This is a genomic window from Flavobacterium sp. CG_9.10 (genome assembly GCF_015752245.1).
Classification (GTDB): Bacteria; Bacteroidota; Bacteroidia; order Flavobacteriales; family Flavobacteriaceae; genus Flavobacterium.
Genome location: NZ_JADOVD010000003.1, coordinates 1 through 20,161, shown reverse-complemented (window position 1 = coordinate 20,161; position 20,161 = coordinate 1). Strand labels below are relative to the sequence as shown.

The 20,161-nt window shown below is 31.7% G+C and carries 19 protein-coding genes and 1 tRNA gene; 7 read left to right on the top strand and 13 right to left on the bottom strand.

The window, feature by feature from the left end; translation table 11 throughout:
* Positions 1–72 precede the first annotated feature (72 nt).
* The 6 genes from idi to IWX84_RS03000 all read left to right on the top strand — a co-directional run bounded on the left by idi (position 73) and on the right by IWX84_RS03000 (position 3,088).
* Positions 73–600, top strand: coding sequence for an isopentenyl-diphosphate Delta-isomerase (idi, locus tag IWX84_RS03025; protein ID WP_196849287.1), 528 nt, complete (start codon positions 73–75; stop codon positions 598–600).
* Positions 601–707: 107 nt separating this feature from the next.
* Positions 708–1,127, top strand: coding sequence for a 6-pyruvoyl trahydropterin synthase family protein (locus IWX84_RS03020; protein WP_196849286.1), 420 nt, complete (start codon positions 708–710; stop codon positions 1,125–1,127).
* Complete coding sequence (locus IWX84_RS03015; protein ID WP_196849285.1) at positions 1,118–1,576, top strand: peroxiredoxin; 459 nt, start codon at positions 1,118–1,120, stop codon at positions 1,574–1,576. Before IWX84_RS03020 ends, IWX84_RS03015 begins: the two co-directional genes overlap by 10 nt.
* A gap of 56 nt (positions 1,577–1,632) precedes the next feature.
* Positions 1,633–2,601, top strand: a complete 969-nt coding sequence (locus IWX84_RS03010) for a type I phosphomannose isomerase catalytic subunit (RefSeq protein ID WP_196849284.1) — start codon at positions 1,633–1,635, stop codon at positions 2,599–2,601.
* A 68-nt stretch (positions 2,602–2,669) separates the two neighbouring features.
* Positions 2,670–2,936 (top strand): hypothetical protein, encoded by a 267-nt coding sequence (locus tag IWX84_RS03005; RefSeq protein WP_196849283.1) that lies wholly within the window; start codon positions 2,670–2,672, stop codon positions 2,934–2,936.
* A 78-nt stretch (positions 2,937–3,014) separates the two neighbouring features.
* A tRNA-Thr gene (locus IWX84_RS03000) sits at positions 3,015–3,088 on the top strand.
* 116 nt (positions 3,089–3,204) lie between these two features.
* On the opposite strand, the gene IWX84_RS02995 is transcribed toward IWX84_RS03000, so the two are convergent.
* The 13 genes from IWX84_RS02995 to IWX84_RS02935 all read right to left on the bottom strand — a co-directional run bounded on the left by IWX84_RS02995 (position 3,205) and on the right by IWX84_RS02935 (position 17,734).
* Complete coding sequence (locus IWX84_RS02995) at positions 3,205–4,302, bottom strand: sensor histidine kinase (protein ID WP_196849282.1); 1,098 nt, start codon at positions 4,300–4,302, stop codon at positions 3,205–3,207.
* On the bottom strand, positions 4,289–4,849 hold the full coding sequence (locus IWX84_RS02990) for a chemotaxis protein CheB (RefSeq protein ID WP_196849281.1): 561 nt from the start codon (positions 4,847–4,849) through the stop codon (positions 4,289–4,291). The genes IWX84_RS02995 and IWX84_RS02990 overlap by 14 nt, the downstream gene beginning before the upstream one ends.
* Positions 4,849–5,661: a CheR family methyltransferase gene (locus IWX84_RS02985; RefSeq protein WP_196849280.1), complete on the bottom strand. Its 813-nt coding sequence runs from the start codon at positions 5,659–5,661 to the stop codon at positions 4,849–4,851. Before IWX84_RS02985 ends, IWX84_RS02990 begins: the two co-directional genes overlap by 1 nt.
* A complete protein-coding gene (locus IWX84_RS02980) occupies positions 5,662–9,717 on the bottom strand; it encodes a response regulator (protein WP_196849279.1) in 4,056 nt (1,351 codons plus the stop codon).
* A gap of 162 nt (positions 9,718–9,879) precedes the next feature.
* A complete protein-coding gene (locus IWX84_RS02975) occupies positions 9,880–10,590 on the bottom strand; it encodes a DUF4369 domain-containing protein (protein WP_196849278.1) in 711 nt (236 codons plus the stop codon).
* Positions 10,591–10,713: 123 nt separating this feature from the next.
* On the bottom strand, positions 10,714–12,576 hold the full coding sequence (locus IWX84_RS02970; RefSeq protein ID WP_196849277.1) for a peptidase M61: 1,863 nt from the start codon (positions 12,574–12,576) through the stop codon (positions 10,714–10,716).
* 49 nt (positions 12,577–12,625) lie between these two features.
* Positions 12,626–13,573 carry an alpha/beta hydrolase family protein gene (locus IWX84_RS02965; RefSeq protein ID WP_196849276.1) on the bottom strand — a complete coding sequence of 316 codons (948 nt, stop codon included), beginning with the start codon at positions 13,571–13,573 and terminating at the stop codon, positions 12,626–12,628.
* A gap of 1 nt (position 13,574) precedes the next feature.
* Positions 13,575–13,847 carry a hypothetical protein gene (locus IWX84_RS02960; RefSeq protein ID WP_196849275.1) on the bottom strand — a complete coding sequence of 91 codons (273 nt, stop codon included), beginning with the start codon at positions 13,845–13,847 and terminating at the stop codon, positions 13,575–13,577.
* A 131-nt stretch (positions 13,848–13,978) separates the two neighbouring features.
* Positions 13,979–14,257 carry a DUF2805 domain-containing protein gene (locus tag IWX84_RS02955; RefSeq protein WP_066081282.1) on the bottom strand — a complete coding sequence of 93 codons (279 nt, stop codon included), beginning with the start codon at positions 14,255–14,257 and terminating at the stop codon, positions 13,979–13,981.
* 111 nt (positions 14,258–14,368) lie between these two features.
* Positions 14,369–15,205, bottom strand: coding sequence for a sterol desaturase family protein (locus IWX84_RS02950; protein ID WP_196849274.1), 837 nt, complete (start codon positions 15,203–15,205; stop codon positions 14,369–14,371).
* A 315-nt stretch (positions 15,206–15,520) separates the two neighbouring features.
* On the bottom strand, positions 15,521–16,129 hold the full coding sequence (locus IWX84_RS02945) for an alpha-ketoglutarate-dependent dioxygenase AlkB family protein (RefSeq protein ID WP_231385395.1): 609 nt from the start codon (positions 16,127–16,129) through the stop codon (positions 15,521–15,523).
* Between the two features lie 4 nt (positions 16,130–16,133).
* Positions 16,134–16,487, bottom strand: a complete 354-nt coding sequence (locus tag IWX84_RS02940) for a DoxX family protein (protein ID WP_196849273.1) — start codon at positions 16,485–16,487, stop codon at positions 16,134–16,136.
* Between the two features lie 350 nt (positions 16,488–16,837).
* Positions 16,838–17,734 (bottom strand): EamA family transporter, encoded by an 897-nt coding sequence (locus IWX84_RS02935; protein ID WP_196849272.1) that lies wholly within the window; start codon positions 17,732–17,734, stop codon positions 16,838–16,840.
* A gap of 133 nt (positions 17,735–17,867) precedes the next feature.
* On the opposite strand from IWX84_RS02935, the gene IWX84_RS02930 reads away from it, so the two are divergent.
* Positions 17,868–19,997: a TonB-dependent receptor domain-containing protein gene (locus IWX84_RS02930; RefSeq protein WP_196849271.1), complete on the top strand. Its 2,130-nt coding sequence runs from the start codon at positions 17,868–17,870 to the stop codon at positions 19,995–19,997.
* Positions 19,998–20,161 lie beyond the last annotated feature (164 nt).

Here is a 20,161-nt window from a genome sequence, read left to right as displayed (position 1 = left end):
CAACTCGAAAGAGAACGTTAAAGCGGCTTACAATAATTATATTTTTGTATTTTTGTAAGGCTAAAAATACATATGAAAGAAGAAAACGTAATATTAGTTAACATAAACGATGAGCAAATTGGATTAATGCCAAAACTTGAAGCGCATGAAAAAGCTATTCTACATCGGGCTTTTTCGGTTTTTATTTTAAATAGTAAAAACGAAATCATGTTGCAACAAAGAGCACATCAAAAATACCATTCTCCATTATTATGGACCAATACTTGTTGTAGTCATCAGCGGGAAGGGGAATCTAATATTGAGGCTGGGAGTCGAAGATTGTATGAAGAAATGGGTTTTAAAACGACACTTAAAGAACTTTTTCATTTTATTTACAAGGCGCCATTTGATAACGGTTTGACGGAACACGAACTCGACCATGTTATGATAGGATATTATAACGATAATCCGGTAATTAACGCTGAAGAAGTTGAAGACTGGAAATGGATGAAAATCGAAGAAGTAAAAACAGACATGGAAATTCATCCTGAAATATATACCGTTTGGTTCAAAATAATTTTTGATGAGTTTTATCATTTCCTAGAAGACCATAAAGTATAAAATTGCAGATTGCAGTTCAAAGAATTATTAACATTAATTAAAAGACTTTAGATAATCGATTTCGCAAACTTGAGGAATCTGAAATTTGAAATCTGAAATTTGAAATTATGAGAGTAACGATTTCGCGAAAAGCCCATTTCAATGCGGCGCACAGATTATATAGGAAAGACTGGACTTTCGAGCAAAATGATGCAGTTTTTGGCAAATGCAACAATCCTAATTTTCATGGACATAATTACGAATTAATAGTAAGTGTTACTGGGCCAATTGATCCGGAAACAGGTTTTGTTATGGATGTGAAATTTCTAGCAGACATTATTAAGGAAGAGGTTGAGAATCAGTTTGACCATAAAAACTTGAATTTAGATGTTCCGGAATTTCAGGATTTAAATCCAACAGCAGAAAATATTGTGGTTGTGATTTGGAATAAAATTAGAAAAAAAATCGAATCCGGATTCGAGTTAGAAGTGGTTCTTTATGAGACACCCCGGAATTTTGTAACTTATAAAGGGGAGCAATGGAATTAAAAGTAGGTGATAAAATCCCCAATTTTAAAGCAAAGGATATTAACGGTAGTGATTTTGACAGCCAAAATTTAGTTGGACAAAAATCAATAGTTATTTATTTTTACCCCAAAGATAATACTCCCATTTGTACTGCTGAAGCCTGCAGTTTTAGAGATCAATATGAAGATTTTAAAGATTTAGGTGCGGAAGTAATAGGTATCAGCAATGATAGTATAGATTCGCATCAAAAATTTGCAAAGCAATATCAACTCCCTTTTATCCTTTTGTCAGACACTGATAAAAAGATCAGCAAACTTTTTGGAGTTTCATCGGGATTGTTTGGGATACTTCATAGAAGAGTGACATTTGTGATTGATAAAAATGGAGTTGTTCAAATGATTTTTGATAGCATGCTGGCGCCAAAGCACATTTCTAAAGCGCTGGAAACTATTAAAAGATTAGTAGCATAAATTAAAAAGTGGATTACGTTAAGTATCCAAATCGGCAAAATTTGTAAATAAAAAACATGAATTCAAAAATATATCCTTTACAATTTGAACCCATCTTGAAAGAAAGAATTTGGGGTGGTGAAAAATTAAAAACAGTTCTCAACAAACCGATTACTTCAAAAATCACAGGAGAAAGTTGGGAATTATCTACCGTAGATGGTGATGTTAGCGTAATTGCGAACGGAGAATTGAAAGGAAAATCATTGACGGAGATTATTGATGAATCGCCAAATGAAATTTTAGGCTCGGAAGTTTATAATAGGTTTGGAAAACAATTTCCGTTGCTTTTTAAATATTTAGATGCTCGGGAAGATCTATCCATACAAGTCCATCCAAATGATGAGTTGGCGAAAAAACGCCATAATTCTTTTGGAAAAACAGAGATGTGGTACGTGATGCAGGCTGAAACGGATGCTCGAATAATAGTAGGTTTCAAAGAGAAATCAAATCCTGCCGAATATTTAGAAAATGTAAAAAATAATTCCTTACTCCATATTCTTGATGATGTAAAAGTAAAATCAGGAGATGTCTTTTTTCTGGAAGCGGGGACCGTACACGCTATTGGCGCGGGATTATTGGTGGCTGAGATTCAACAAACTTCGGATGTTACTTATCGCCTTTATGATTTTGACAGGGTAGATGCAAACGGAAAGACAAGAGAATTACATGTTGATTTAGCGTTGGAAGCAATAAACTTTAATAAAGTAGATACTTATAAAAGATATACCGAGGAAATTAATCAATCCAATTCTGTTGTGGATTGTCCTTATTTTACAACTAATTTTATTCCGTTAGATGGAAAAATTACCGTTTCTAAAACGGAAGAAACGTTTACAGTCTATATGTGTGTGGAAGGTACATTTGAAATAGAATATAATGAATCTAAGTTTCATTATAAAAAAGGGGATACCGTTTTGCTTCCCGCGGCAATGAATTCGTTCATTGTCAATGGAAAAGCTTCGATTTTAGAAATTTACATTTCATAGTCGGTAATAGAAAGATATTGTGTACTTTTGCAGACGCAAATTAAAAATCCAAATTAAAAAAGATAAAAATGGCAAACGTTAAAAATTTAAAAAAAGACATCAACTACGTTTTAGGAGATATTATTGAAGCAGTTTACTTGTTCGAAATTTCTACAACTGGAAAACCAACAACAGAAACTAACGCTTTAATTGACGAAGCTATCGCTGCTTTTGACGGTTTAATCACAAAAGTGAACGCTAAAAAAGTGGAAGATAAAAAAGCTCACTTCAAACAAATTAATGTTGAATTGGAACAAACTGCTAATCAATTGATTGCTAAAATCAACGAATTGTAGTCAAAAAAAAAGCAAAAAAAGTTTGAATTTGTTTTGGAAAATAGAAATTCAAGCTTATATTTGCACCCGTAATGAGTCGCCAGCGTAGCTCAGTTGGCTAGAGCAGCTGATTTGTAATCAGCAGGTCGTGGGTTCGAGTCCCTCCGCCGGCTCTTAATAAAACCACCTAACTTTTGTTAGGTGGTTTTTTGTTTTCTTGAAATAAAAAAAAGGAATTCGCTAATCAGCTAATTCCTTTTTTTATAATATTAAGTTTTTATAAGGGTTTTTAAGCCGGTATTAAATTTGAAATAACAATTGTTGTACCTTCTGAATCATCATTATTGAAATATACGCTACAATTATTTCTCTCGGCTAATTTTTTTACTAAGTTTAATCCAATTCCTGTGCTTGAGTCCCCTTTTGAAGTTTTACCTAATGTGTAAAACATATCAAAAACTTTCTCCTGTTGGTCTTCTGGAATTCCAGGTCCATTATCCTGTATTGCTATCGTTTTTTCTTCTTCAGAATAGATAATCGTAATCTTAGTTACTTCTTTGTCGTTATATTTTATAGCATTCGAAACTAAATTTTGAATTATTTGTTTGAAAGCTACAGGTTGAAACGATATAATGTGGTCTAAATTCACTTTATTGATAATGATATCATTATCAATGCGAATAAGTTTTATTACTGATTCAACCTCGGTTTGTAAGTGTACACTCTTTTTACCTTCGTTATTTTGTACATTTTTTGAATAATATAAGAGATCATCAATTAATTTAGACATTGATGTGGCTGATGTTTTTACCATCTCAAATAATTCGCTAGCAGGTTCATTCACTTTTAGAATTTTTTCCTCTTCAATATAATCAATCAAACATTTAATATTTGCTAACGGAGTTTTTAAATCATGAGCGATGATATTAGCAAAATTTTCTAGCTCTTTATTTTTTTCAAGAAGTTGATTATTTACTTTCTTCAATTGCTGATCATAATCCCATATTTTTAAAAATGAATCCACTTTTTTACGTGTCACCTCAGTGATTAAAGGTTTAAATAGAAAGTCTATTGCGCCTAGGTCATAGGCTTTATTGATGTATTTTGGTTCATCACTTATGGCTGTAACAAAAATAGTTGGAATGTTTGAAGTATCAGGATGTTGTTTTATAATTTCAACAAATTCATATCCGTCCATTTCTGGCATTTGTACATCAACTAAAATTAAAGATACTTTCTCTTTAAGTAATACTTGTAATCCTTCGCTAGCAGAATTACAGGTTATGATTTCTCGATTTTCATTCTCAAGTATCATCTTTAGAGAGAAAAGATTTGCGGGCTTGTCATCTATTAATAATAGAATATGTTTTTTTTTATCTGGGCTCATTATTCAGTGTTTTTATAATGTTTGCGATATTTAGTTCGGTATGGTTTTTATAAATGTTTTTAGCCGCTTTTGGCATGGTATCAAATTCAGCTTCTTTGCAATCTTGAATAATAGTTTTTCCTTTATTCTCAGCCATGTACTTTAAGCCATTTGCTCCATCATTATTTGCTCCAGATAATAAAATACCACAACATTTTTCTTTTAATACGAGTGAACAGGATTCAAAGGTTACATCGATAGAAGGTCTACTGTAGTTAACAAGCTCAGAAACATCTAATGAAAAAGTGAAGTTTTCTTCTAATGATACATGGTAATTAGATGGAGCAGTATAAAGCATCCGTTTTTGTATTATTTCTTTATCTTCAATTTCTTTGACCGTATAATGAGTGTTATTTTGTAGAATTGCTTCAAATGTTGATTCTATATTTTTTAATCGATGTAGAACAATTACAATAGGGGTGTCAATTGTTTTATCCATTCCTTTTAGAATAGATAAAATGCAATTGAATGCACCTGCTGAACCACCAATAATAATCATTTCAATCATTACTTTATTTTTTGATAAATTTTTTCATTTTGGTCTATTTCTTTAAAATGCTCATAAACGGAGCTAAATCGTAAAGATTCTTTTTTTCCAAGAACTAAAAAACCATGAATAGGTAGGCTGTCATAGAATAATTTCAATACTTTATCTTGTAGTTCATTGTCAAAATAGATCAGTACATTACGACAAAGAATTAGCTGACACTCTTTGAAAACGCCATCAGTAACTAGATTATGATTAGTAAATAAGATGTTTTCTTTTAAATCAGAATTAATAATCGAATCTTTTCCATCAGAAATAAAATAGTCGCTCAAGGAGTTTTTTCCTCCACATTTAAAATAATTTTTAGTGTAGTCTTTAAAGTTATTATTAGAATATATTCCTTTTCGAGATTTGTCTATAGCATTTGAACTAATATCTGTTGCATACAATCTCGTTTTATGGATTAGATAATTTTCTTTTAGTAATATATTTATGGAATAGGTTTCTTCTCCTAAGGAGCAACCAGCACTCCATATATTTATTTTTGGGTAGCTTTCTAGATAAGGAAATACATTAGTAATTAGCGATTTGTAGAAACTAGGGTCTCTAAAAAATTCACTAACGTTCACTACAATTTCATTAATGAAGTTTTTAAAAATGATTGGATTATTTATCAATTCAAATTTTAAGTCAACACTGCTTTTCATGGAATTTATTTCCATAAAACGGTTAATTCTTCTAAGCATTGATGCTTTAGAATAATTAGAGAAATCGTAATCAAATTGTTTTTTTATCGTAAAAAGCAATTCTTCTAATTCATTTGATTGTATCATTTATTTGTAAATCCATATACTAATTAATGAAATAAGTTTTTGAATATCAATAGGTTTTGACTGATAATCAGATGCTCCTGCATTGATGATTTCATCACGATCTCCCTTCATTGCTTTAGCGGTTAAGGCAATAATAGGAAGATTTTTCCATTTTATATTTTCTCTAATTTTTCTTGTTGCTTCAAAACCATCCATTTCGGGCATCATTATATCCATTAAAACAATATCAGTATTTGAATTATTCTCTAAAACGCTAAGCGCTTCGATTCCGTTCAATGCGGTAGTAATATTAGCGCCTTTGCTAGTTAGAGCAGCAGATAATGCATAGATATTTCTGATATCGTCATCTACAATTAATATATTCCTATCTTTTAGGATCTCGCCACCAGATAAATTAGGAGCAGACTTGTATTTATTTTCTGTAGTAGTCTCTATCTTATTCAAGAATAATAATAGTTCGTCCTTTAAACGTTCAGTTGCATTGTTTGTTTTAATGATGATGCTGTCTACACTTTTTTCTAATTCTAATTGTTCCTTATCGGATAGCGATTTTCCAGTATTAATGATGATTTTGATACTCTTGTTTTTTGAAATATTTTTTAATTCAGAAACTGTTTTTATGTTATCAGAATCGGGTAATCCTAAATCAATAATAGCACAATCTATTTCTTCATTTTTTAAAATATTTTCAGCCTCAAATCGAGAGTAGGCTTGCAAGCAAATGATGTTTTTATCATTAGAATGAAGCAATTGTTTGATAGAATAATTAAGTTTTGTGTCGTCTTCCAATACCAAAACTTTCTTGAATATCTTATTTATTTGATTGTCGATTGATTCAAATGCACTTTTTAATTTTTCAGGTGTGATAGGTTTAATCAAGAAATCAAAAGCTCCCATTTCTTTGGCCAGTTTTTCTCTTTTCATACCTGACATTACGTGTACTGGTATGTGTTGAAGTTCTTTGTCTTCTTTAAGCCATTTCAATACCGTCCAACCATCAATTCCGGGTAATTTCATATCAAGAATTATCGCCTTGGGATTGTATTTTTTTGCATATTGAAAACCGGTTTCACCTTGATGTGCTATAATTGCTTTAAAGCCATTGTTGTGCGCAACTTGGAGGAGTACTTCGGCAAATGAAGGATCGTCTTCAATGATTAAAATGGTTTTGTCATCAATATCGGCCTTATTTCTGTCATCATTAATGTTTGCTGCTAAATCGATGTATTCATCATTAGGTTTTGGATACTCTGTTTCAATAGTGTTTTCTTCTATTGTTTGGGAAGTACTAATTTCATTTTTCTCACTTTTTACAGCGGTGTATTTTGCGGGTATTACTACTCCAAAAGTACTTCCATTATTCAATTGACTGTCAAAAAACACTTCGCCTCCTAGTAAATGCGCAAGTTGTTTAGCAATATACAGACCTAAGCCCGTACCTCCATATTTTCGGCTTGTAGAAGAATCGGCTTGTTGGAAACTTTGAAAGAGTTTCTTTTTGTTCTCTTCGGATATTCCAATACCGCTATCTTTAATTTTTATTGCTAGGATTTCTTTTGACGCTAATAATGAAAGTGAAGGCGTGGAGTATTGATAATCCATATCAGGTTGACTAAATGTCATAGTAACTTTACCACTATCAGGAGTGAATTTCAATGCATTAGATAAGAAATTTTTAAGTACTTGCTCTATTTTACCTATATCAGTATATATTTCTCGCGGACAATCATCAGTTATGACGCTATTAAAATCGATATTCTTTTTCTCCATTTGGGCGCTAAATAAGCTGTCCATATCCGAAAAGATTCTTTCAATAACACTTTCTTCAGGATAAATTTCTACTTTTCCAGCTTCAATTTTAGAAATATCTAAGATGTCAGTAATTAAATTTAATAAATCTTTTCCTGAAGAGTTGATTACAGATAAATTATCTATTTGGGAATTAGTTAAGTTTCCAGCTGTATTGTCTTTTAATAAATCAGATAGGATTAAAATACTGTTTAATGGGGTTCTTAATTCATGTGACATGTTAGCTAAGAACTCTGATTTGTGTTTGCTAGCTTTTGAAATTTCTTCTGATTTGATATTCAATTCTTCTTGAGCAATAATTAGGTCGCTATTTTTTTCCTCAATTTCTTGGTTTTTATTTTCAAGCTCTTGACCTTTTTCTTCCAAGTAGGCATTGGTTTGTTCTAGCTCAGCGGCTTGGTTTCTCAATTCCTCCTCTGATTGTTGCAGTAATAAAGTGTGTTTATTAAGCTCTTCATTGTTTTGTCTAAGTTCTTCTTCTTGAACTAATAAAATATTGTTTTTGTGGTTGATTTCTTCAAGTGAAAATTTTAATTCTTCGTTTCTAATAAATATAGCAACAGCGCTTCCTATAGCCTCTTTAACTGTATTCAATAATTTTTCATCAGCCTCATTAAAGTTTTCTAATGAACCTATTTCTATTACTCCTATTACTGCATTATTAAAGGTTACTGGAGTGATTAAAACATTGTAAATTGCGGATTTTACTAATGAAGATGATAGAAAAGAATGTTCATTAATAAGATTGTTATAGCATTTTTGTTTATTTATTTTTGCTACTTCCCCAAGTAATCCTACCCCTATTTTTATTATTTTAGGTGTGTTTTCATCATCTGCATAACTTCCTATTTTGATTAAGTGGTCTTTTTTTTCAATGTAATCACTGATGTAAAAAGTAGCTTGGCATCCCTTTGTTTGGGTTGTTAAAGTGTTGCATAGGTTTGCTCCAAAATCAATTAAGTTTTTAGAATCAATTATAATCGTATTGATTTTTATAATATTTTTCTCGAGGAGGCTGTTTTTCTCCGCTTCATCATTAAATCTTTTTAAGTCCATAGACATGGTATTTAAAGATTTATTTAGAATATCTGAAGTACTTCTTAATGCAATCGTATCACCAAAATTACCAGTACTAATTTTTGCAGATAAATCTATTTGTTTTTTAATAGAGGAGGTTAAGGTAGTTAAAGAGGAGTTGATAGCGTTGAACTCTGTATTTCCAGAAAGATTAAGGGTGATTTCTATATCTCCTAAGGCAATTTTTTTTATAGAATCAGAAATTATATTCAATGCCTTAGAATTGTTATAGATTAAATTATAAACTAAAATAATTGAGGTTAGTAATAATAGTATTAATAATAGTACTGTTGTTATTGTATTAGTTAAAATAGCAGTTTGTTGTTCTTTCGCATAGGTGATAATACTGTCTAATTTAGAATCTCTTAAGTTTTTAAGTGTATCGTTTGCAGTTGTAGAAGTTTTCCACCAAGTTTCGGGGGATAATTTCACATTGTTATTCATGATGTCCTCTGCAGTTGTCAAAAACGATATGAATTCACTACTACTTTTATAATTTATGATTTTAGTATTGATATTGTCAGTATTGAAAATAGCTAGTTTAAAATCTGAATTTTTATTTATTTTTTTTGCATTTTCATAGTATATTAGCAGATCAGTATTGATTTCCTCTTTTATTAATTTGTCTAATATTATACCTCTTATCAGATTTGCTGCGGCCTTGGAATCAATGTAACATTTTAAATTATTAGCCAGTTTAGATATGCTTAGATCTTCACAATTAATGATTTCTTTATCAATTAAATCATCAAAAATTGAATTTATATTGGTATAATTTTTATACATTTCAGTTGATGAAATTGCTTTGTTATCCTTATTAACGTGAATTTTATTCAGGATTTCCTTAGCAATCAAGATGTCCTTTGTGACAGTAGTATCTGGTGAAGTGAAATTTGAAAACCAAGACGTCGTTTCTTGTGCTTTATTATTAAAATCATCCTGCTTCTCCGTATTGAATTTTGAATATTTATATAATATCCTCTCGTCATTAATTAAACTTTTTGTTCTTGATAAATCAGCAATTACTTTTAGCTTCTCTAAGCTGTTTTCAATTCTTAAATAATCTTTATAAGTAGAACTAAAAATAGTAATATTAAAATAAAGTAATCCTGCTATTGGGATTAACAGTATAATGATTAGTTGTTTTTTGAAGGATAATTTTTTCCACATAGTCAAGAAGGTTTAATAGCTAAGATATTAAGTTATTCATTATGTTTTGCTTTTTTTTAACAGTTTAATTTATTTGCTGATAAATTCGCTTTTTTAATTATCGGTAAAAAAAAAGTATCTCATCAGTATGAAATGCTTTTTTACTTGAATCTTTTTAGTGGTCTATTTTTGGTTTTTGATGGTGGTAATATATTCCGTTAATTTTTTTCCATAAAGTGATTGAGCTACTTTTGGAGACATTGATTTTTGTATCGTATCTAAATATTTAACATTGATGTCGTAGATGTCTGATAAAGCAATATAAGGGGCTACTTCATAGTTTCTATTGTTTATCGCAAAATTGGTAGCGAATAAATATCTTCTTTTAATATTGGAATCCTGCTTAGCGCTGATGCTATCGATTGTCTTTACGTTATTGCTTTTAATAGCATTGAATTTTTGTTCAATTAAAGTAAGATTTTCATCTTTGAAACGACTGTTTATCTTTTTATAATCTTCATATAATTCATTGTTTTTAGATCCTGTAATTTTTGCGCCAGAAAGATAGGCATCTAAACTAGTTGTAATATTGATATTTCCGGGTTCAGCAAAAAACAATAAATTGTTATCCAAAGAATTGGTTACGCCTCTGTCAAGAAATAGGTAAAGCATTTCAGGAGATTTTAATTCAATATTACTTTCAAATGCGGAACTTCCATCAATATTAATGGTGTCAATTGCAACAAGAGTAGTATCAACAACTCTTTGTATGTACAATGTTCCTTTTTTTAATCCTTTTATATTTCCGGTAATATGTAAATTGGTTTTAGACTCTTTCTTGTTACAAGATGATAATAGTACAAGCGTAACAAATGCGATAATAGATTTTTTCATTGTTGTTTTTATTTTGGCGCAAAATAAAGAAAATTGTTGGAATGATTTGGTAAGTCCCTCAAATTTCATAAAAAAAAATCCCAATCTATTTCTAAATTGGGATTTTATGATATTTTTTAAAATTTAGCCTTTAAACCAAGCCTCTTTTAATTTGCTTTTGCTTGCGTCAGTTGCTTTAAGGCCGTCTTTTTCTTCATAAGGAAGTTTTATTTTTCCCCTGATTACCTGTTGCTTACCATCACGTTTTATTTTTACTGAAATAGTATCGTTTTCTTTCCAAGTTTGACTTGCGGAAATCATTTCATAAATATTGTCCAGTGTGTATGGTTTTTCATTAATTGCCATTAAAATATCGCCTCCTTTAAGACCCAGACTTTTATAAAAGTCGTTTAGTTCTATATTAGGAATGATAAAAATTTCTTTCGTTTGTTGATTTACGGTTATGTATGGAGATTGCCCTTTTAAGAAAACATTACCGGCTATTTTTTCTTTAGAGTTTGTTACTCCAACTTTTGCAAGATATGTTGCATATGGAATTGGAGTTGTTCCAGAAACATAAGTAGTTAAAAAAGTACCTACTTCAGGATAAGTTAATGCTGTGATCTTTGCAAAAAGTTCATCGTCATTAAATGGTTTTGTAGGGCCATATTCATTTGATAATTTTTGCATCAAATCAAGAATTCCTCTTTCGCCATTGCTTTTTTCTCTAATTATGATATCCAAACACATTCCAATGAGTGCTCCTTTTTCATATACATTCAAGTATTGGTCTTTGTATGGTTTTGTCAATACATTAGCACTCATTACGGTAAATGACATGGTGTCGTTCAGTGTGCTGGCTCTTTCAATTTTTTCAGCCATACGAGTGTAAAACTCATCTTCGTTGATTAGTCCTTGGTTTATTTGGAAAAGATTAGCAAAATATTCTGTTACTCCTTCATACATCCATAAATGTTGTGACATTTTAGGCGCGTTATAATCAAAATATTGAATCTCTTTAGAATGGATTGATAAAGGTGTCACGATGTGAAAAAATTCATGTGAAACCACATCTTTCATCGATTTTACTAATTCATCTTTTGGCATAATTTCAGGTAATACTACCGTTGTTGCCGTAGGATGTTCCAAAGCTCCAAATCCTTTGGCGTCATTTTCCTTCATGGTAGATAAATATAACAAAACACTGTATTTTTTAGTGGAATTTATCTTCCCTAAAAAATGTTTTTGTGCAGTCATCATCGTTTTCATTTCTGGAGTAATGCTTTCAGCAGTATATTTTCCTGTAGGGGAATAAACAGCAATTTGTATGTCCATTCCATCTACATTAAAAGTAGTGTAGTCTGGTTTAGCATACATGATTGGATTTTCAACTAATTCAGCATAACGAGACATTACAAATGTGTCACTTGTATTGCTTGCATCTTGATCTGTCATGGACGTTGCTGCCCAAAGTGTTGCCGGATGAGAAATGGTCACTTTATAAGGTGATGACATGTAATTAGTAAAATAACCCACAAAACAATGGGTGTTAAGCATTATGTTTTTACCAGCATCAATATTAGACCCTGCAGGTGAAAAAATTTCATCATCACCAAATTTTTTCCCAGTTTCGGTGTCAAAGGAGTCGTTTACCAAATAAGTAATTTTATCCAAGGTTTTTGCATTGGCAATTGACCAAGAATTAACATCTGTTTTCTTTACGGTCAAAAGATTTCCTTTGGTGTCATACGCTTTTAAATCATCAATATATCTGCCGTAGTTGTCCTCTGAATAAGTTCCTGGAACTGTTTTAGGAATGTGATACGTAATTTCATCAGTTGTAATTGACGGAGCATCCACGGTAACCATCACCTTGTCATCCTTAATGTCATTCAGATTAATGCTTACTAAAACGTCTTTTTTTGTTGAAGAGGAAACGGAAGTACCTGCTGTTTTACAGCTCCAAAGTACAGAAGCGAATGCAAATGCAAAAATTATTTTTTTCATTGTTATTTTATTTTAACGATTAGTCTTTTTTCTATCGAATTGTTACAGCTTATAACGATTTTATGAAAAGATTGATAGCTGCCACTAATTTTTCGGCTACTTGTAAATTTGGATCTGAATACGATTTCATATTCTCAGTCTCATCTCCCTTTATTTCTTTAAAAACATGATTCATGTCTTCAATAATGACAAGTTGAGCTTCAGGTTTGGCTTTTTTTAATAATTCAGCTTCTGAAACGGTTACTTGCAAATCTTTAGTTCCATTAACTAATAGCACCGGAATTTGAAGTTTTTTGATTTCGTTTTGTGGATTGTATTTTATCCAAGAAATCATATAAGGTTGAACGCTTTCTCTAAAAAGGGAGGCCAGCATTTTATTTTTTAATTCGAATGTTTGTCCGCTTTTCAAAATTTCAAGATCTGCTTGTACTTCATCTTTTAGAAAAGGAGCCTGTTTTTCTATTTGCTCGATTAAAACGGCATCAATTGTTCGTCCGGCTCCTGCCAATGAAATATAAGCATCGGCTTTGCCATTCGCAGCGACCATTCCTATCAATGAACCTTCGCTGTGACCGGCAATTGTAATTTTGTTGTATTTTTTTTGATTTTTAAAGAAAGCTAAAACGTCTTTAGCATCTGTTATAAAATCATCAAAAGAAAGGTCTTTTTCGTTTATAGTCCCGGCGGCCATTTGGGCAATAATCCTTTTGTCATAGCTGAAAACTGCAATATCATTTTTAGCTAAATTTACTGCTAAATATTTTAAAGAATTGTTGGTCATTCCTTTTTGATTTCCATCTCTGTCAGTAGGTCCGGAACCCGCAATTAGAATAACGAGATTTGTTTTTTTATTCGCTTTTAAGGGGGAATATAAAGCTCCTTTTATCAGAGGATTGATCGTAATTTCTTTTTTGTCAAAAGAAATAGCCTCTTTTTTTTCCTGAGAAAAACAAAGTGTAGAAAATAAAATTAAGAATGAGAATAATGTTGTTTTCATATTATTTAGTGTTTAATAAATTCAATGTTTCTATTGGGTTTTCCACCTCAACGATTAATTTCTTGAAATACTGGTCTTTTAATTCTATAATTAAAGCATTTTTTTTATTCATGACGTCCCAAAAATTTCTGCCTTTTTTATAAAATGTTCCAGCAGCTATTAAACCGGGGATTTCGGTACCGGGCATTCTAAAACCTTTCCAAAAGGTAAAATCGTCTTGCTCCTGATGGACTCTTAGTATGTTTGCTTTGGGAACTATAATTTTACTTTCCATTGCCCAAATTTTGTGCAAACCTTTTATTTCAAATATGAAATTCTCCTCTTTTAATGTTACTGATACCACTATTTCCAGATTATAATTAACGATGGGATAAAAAAAACTCCTGAATTACAGGAGTTTCGTTTTTAGTCAAGTTTGTTTTTTATATAATATTTGCCATCCAAATCTTCGTCAAAATCATCTATTTTAACGGGTTTTGGTTTTGGTTTATTTGCAGTAGCTTTCTTTTTCCACATTTCAAATTTTTCTGCAGGCATCTTCTTTTTCATGATCTCCAAAATCTCTTTTTCAGCCAAACCAAATTCTTTTTTGATAATTTCAAAAGGATTTTTTTCTTCGAGAGCCATTGTAACAAGTTTTTCTGTTTGTTCCCAGTTCAATTCTTTGCGGTTACTCTTTTTCATCACGTGAAAATTAATTCAAATAAGTTGTTAATGATTAATAAATTACATTTCTAATTATCATCCAATATTAAGAAAAAATATAATTACTTCTTATCAAAATTATGCTTTTTTTTATTGTTTTTTACTCTTTTCTGTTTTGTGTTGTTTTTGAAACGGTATTTTCAATAAGTTTTTTAAATTATTATGTTCTTCAGGCATTGGATGCGTGTCTATTCCATAGATTATTTCTTCTTTTGGAAGCGTCATAAAAGTACCAAAAAGACGGTCCCAAACCGAAAATATATTTCCGTAATTGCTATCCGTGTAGGGTAAAACATGATGGTGGTGAACTTTATGCATATCAGGAGAAACTATAAAATAACTCAAAAAGGTATCTAATTTTTTAGGAATAGAAATGTTAGCATGGTTAAACTGTGTTGCCACGACTGATAAGGTTTGATACAGGAAAACCAGCCACATTGGGCTTCCTACAAGTAAAACACCTAAAGTTGTAAACGTAAAACGGATAATACTCTCTCCTGGATGATGTCTGTTGGCCGATGTAGTATCAACCCAAGTATCGGTATGATGAATAAGGTGAAAACGCCACAAAAATTTAGCTTTGTGTTCGACTAAATGCACCAAATAAGCACCAATTAAATCCAATAGGAGCAATCCGATTAAGGTATAAAGCCATAAAGGCATTTGAGGCAGCCATTGTAAAATTCCAAAATGGTTTTCGATGGTCCAATCAGCGGATTTTAATAAAATAAAAGCCAAAAAGAAATTTATGATGATAGTTGTTAGTGTCAAAAAAATATTGATACTCGCATGATGCCATTTTTTGTAACTAAAATTAAAAAGTGGAAAAGCATTTTCTATCAGCCAAAAAATGGTGATACCGCTAACCAGAATTAAACTTCTATGGGAAGAAGGTATTGTGGAAAAATAAGAAACAATATCATTCATAGTCAGCAGTATTTATTTCAAATGTAATAATTTTTTATGACTGTCCGCTAAACGAACTCGTACTAATTACTTCCTTTCAACAACAATGAAAATAAAAGATTAAGAATCAATGTTGCCAAAAAATCTTAAAGAAAATTACTGAAGGTCGCGAATGCCGTTTGATATCTTTATTACTTTATTCTAAAAAACGCTAAACCTCATTGTAAAAACAGAACAAAGCCAGCATCTCTTAACCTCTTAAACTCACTGTTTAAAAATTATAATGTTTTTTTTGTATTAGTAACCGACAGTCCTATTATTTTTGCTTTAAAACGATTATTTGATTACACGAAATGTCAAATTTATTCTAGGTTCTACAGGTTTTGCGGTTTTGGGAATTTGATGTTTCCAAAAATGCTGTGTCGTGCCTTTCATAATCAATAAACTTCCATGTTCTAGAACGATACTTTTTTTCTGGTTTTTATCGGAATTGTGTTTCAATTGAAAATTGCGTTCGCCACCAAAACTTAGCGAGGCAATCACGGGATTTATTCCCAATTCCTTTTCATTATCGGCATGCCAGCCGTTGCTGTCTTTTCCGTCGCGATAGTAATTGAGTAAAACGGTAGTGAATTTTGCATTGGAAACAGTTTCAACTTGTGATTTTATCTTTTGCAAAAGCAAATTCCAAGGGTGAGGCTGCATTTTTATATTCGAGTACGAATAGGATTTTCCTTCGTTTCCGTATAAAGCAGTTAGTCTGGGCTGTAAATGCTTCTTACCATAAACAGTAATTTCGTCTTGTTGCCAAGGGATGGTGCTTACTAATTCAGCATAAATCGCATCAGCCTGCTCTTTGTCAAAAAAAGCAGGATAATAAACGACCTCTGCGTCTGGCAGATTAAGATCGATTGGATCGGGGCTGTTGTCAAATAAGGATTTCAACTTTTTAGGTATAAATATAGGCCCAATAAATTAACCCTAATTGCAATGGCATGCGTAATAACAAAACCCATTTAGGCAAGCCCATACGTGCTTTTTCATCAAAATACATATACAGATGCGTTGGGAAAATAGCAATCAACAAAGCGATTACACCCCATGCAGCGTAGCTAGAAAGAACAGGGATACACAATGTGATTCCTAAAAATATTTCGGCGAGACCGCTTATGGTATTTAATAATTTTGGATTCGTGAAGTAAGGAGGAATGATTTTTAGATATAAACGCGGATTTCTAAAGTGGTTCATTCCAGCCAATATGTAAATAAAAGCCATTACATAGAGATGCCAAGGTAAAGTCATAATTGAGTTATTTATTACGAATTTATAAAAATTTAACTGAAATTAATGCAATTATTACTTTCAGTGTCATTCGCTACTTCAATAAAAAACATTTCACTCTATATAATAACTATCAAAATATTGAAACAATGAGATCTAGAGATTTAGAGATGTTGGCTTTGTTATGCTTTAGCAATGAGTTTTTTGTAAATAAATCAGTAAAGATTTCAAGCGGCATTTCCAACATGTACTGATTTTATGTAAAAAAGTTTAGACTATAATGACTCTTAATCTCTTACTCTCCTTGTTAATGATAATAACAAAAAGTAAAGCTCGCTTTTTGGAAAGTAATAATTACTCGTTTAATATAATCAGTTTTGTTTTTTAAAGTTGACATTCATAATGACAATGGCCAAAATAATCAAAACTATTCCAAACCATTGAATTGCATTTACTTTTTCATTTAGAAGGAAATAAGCCATTAGTACCGAAACCGGAAGTTCCAATGCGGAGACAATACTTCCTAGTCCAATTCCAGTTAACGGAAAACCAGCATTAAACAATAAAGGCGGAATTACGGTCCCAAAAAGAGCCAAAACAATTCCCCATTTCATGAAAATTCCAAAATTAAAAGGAGTAGTTTGTGTTGCAATCGCAAAACCAAATATAATTATTGCGCCACCCAATAACATATATAAACTGCGTTGCGCCGGTGAAACATGAGTTGCCACCCGATTAGCAGTAAACATTGTTGTTGTGAATGATGTTGCGGCCAGAAGCCCTAAAACGATTCCGCGCCAGTCTAACGTCACTTTGTTTTCAATGAGGTTAGTAGCAAGTGCGGTCCCAATCAAAACGATTAGTACCGATATGATTTTTTGAGTGGAAGGTATTTTTTTTTCTAAAATCATTTCGAATAAAACACCCATCCAAACCGTTTGCATCAACAAAATGATGGCAATCGAAACAGGAATGTACTTAATAGCCAAATAATAAAATATGCTGGTCATTCCTAATGAAGTTCCCGCTAACATTAATTGACCTATATTTTTCTTAGAAGCTTTAACGACTTCATTTCGTTTTTTTGCTTTTTGAAACAGATTTATAAGTAGCAAGCCAAGTAATCCATATACAAATTGAGCCGTTGTCACTTCAGGAGTAGTAAAACCTTCGCCATAAGCCATCTTTACAAAAGTGGCCAGCATACCATAACTTGTGGCGCCCAGTCCTACTAAGAAAACTCCTTTTAATACATTATTCTTTGTCATTTTTTCAATTTTAAAAAGCGGGCAAAGATATATGAATTTATTTAGGACAGATTTTTTTTGTACTAAAATTATTGTAAAAACCTGTAACAAATAATATTTTACAAAGTCTTACAGCAAAATCAAATAGAAAATTATGCGAAAATTAGGTCTAATAGCCATGATGACTTTTATTGGTGTATTTGCAGCTTCTGCTCAAACTACTTCTGAAAAAGCAACCGAAAAAGCCACCGAAAAAACGACTGAATTAAATGAGGTTACTATTTTAACAACCAAAAAAGCGATAGAGCAAAAAGCGGATCGCACCATTTTTAATTTTGCGGACCAACCTAATTTAAACACGGGTTCTGTTTTAGAAGGAATTAAAAAACTGCCGGGATTAATCGCCTCGGATATTGCAGGAATGATGTATCAGGGAAAACAATTGGACGTTTTTATGGATGGTAGACCCCTTAATATTTCTACTACTGAACTGAATGCTTTTTTAGAGGGAATGCCTGCAAATGCGATTGAAAAAATCGAAATTATTACACAACCGGGAGCTGAATTTCCAGCTACTTCTGGCGGTGCGATTTTAAATATTATTACCAATAAAAATGCGAAGAATTACCTGAGTGCGACCTATACTAACAGCACGAGTTTTACGAGTTATGATGATGTACGTTGGAGAATGAACAACAGCCTTTTGTTGAGTGCCAAAAATAAATATTTTGGATGGCAATTAAATGTGGGCCAAAATTACAGAGAAAGTGCGGTCTGGACTTCCCTCGAGAAACAAGAAAACGGCATGAATTCGTTACTTTCAAAAACGGATGCAGATCGTACAGGAAGAAATAATTTTATAAAATCGGCCTTAACATTTGATATTGGTAAAGACCGTTTATTGCTGAATTACGATGTAACTAAAAATAATAATGACAGCAATACATTAGGAAACGGGCCTGGTTTTAGCACTAATGATGCCTCCAAGAGTACCGGCTTGCGCCAAGATGCGGTTGTTACGTATCAGAAGAAATTTGAAAACACCGCTAAAAAGCTGGAGTTTAAATTCAATTATAATAACAATACCAATGATTTTGAATTAAGTCCGGTGGGTAATTCGGCTTCAACTTTAGTGAATTCATCCAACCAAAATTTGTATAATGCAAAGTTTGATTATTCGCAACCCATCAAGTTGTCTGATGAAGGAAAAGTAAGTTTTGGTGGATTGTATGAAGAATTACTTTTTGATGCAGCAAGCAAGGGAGTTAGTAATTTAGAGTATAAACGTAAAACCGCCGCATCTTATTTTGAGATTCAAACTAAATTTGATAAACTAAATTTTATTTTGGGTGGTCGAGCCGAAGATTACAATATCACGGGTAAAACAGACCTCGCAGTATTAAGTGCTTTCAAGCAATTTAGATTTTTTCCAAATGCAAGTGCGCAGTATAATTTTAGTCGTTCGATTAATTTCAATGTGAATTACAATAAAAAAATTACGCTGCCGAGCACCTCAGCATTGAACCCAAACAATACGAACTATCAAAATCCGAATGTAGATTATTCCGGTAATCCTAACTTACAACCTACGATTTTTGATAATTACGAAGTAAAATTAAGTGCTTTTGATTATGCGTTTGTCAGTTACAATATCAGTTCAGCAAAGAATCAAGTGATTAACAGAGTGACACTTGATAATGATTTGGTAATCAATACTAACGAGAATATACCTGAGGTGAAGATTCATAATTTTAGCGTTGGGATGCCAATTCCGTATATGTTGTTTACCAAAGGGCTGGCCGAAACCATGAAAATGAATGTGAATCCCGATACGATGAACTTTTTGTATGTGTATGCGGGTTACCAATACCACCAAATTCCAAATGTAGATACTAATGGCTTCTGGATGTTTAACTTCATGTCGCAGATTGTGTTGCCAAAAAAGATAAAATTTGTGGCCAATTACAACTATATTATCCCAAAAGGAAATTATTTTTATTTCATAGCTGTTGAACCAATTAGAAATTCATTAGACCTTACTTTTTCTAAAAAGTTCTTGAAAGACCAATTGACACTTTCTATTTATGCGGATGATGTTTTGAATACCAATAGAAATGCTTTCAATGCCTTTCAAACGCCATTGTTAATCAGTAGTAAACAAGATACGAGAAAATTTGGCTTTAGCCTGAATTATAAGATTCCAACTAAAAACAAGTTGGTTAAAGAAAATCCTAATTTATTGAATAAAGAGAAGAAGGAAGACGACGGGATTTTAAATCAGTAGCGTTTTTCAACAAACTAAAAAAGAGCTGTAAATCAATTTTACAGCTCTTTTTTTATATAGATTTTAAAACAATACTGTCCTAAATAAATTTCAAGTATAATAAAATTTGCAATTTCATTGGCTTGAGACTGAAAAACAATAGTTTTTTAGAATAGAACCCCTTG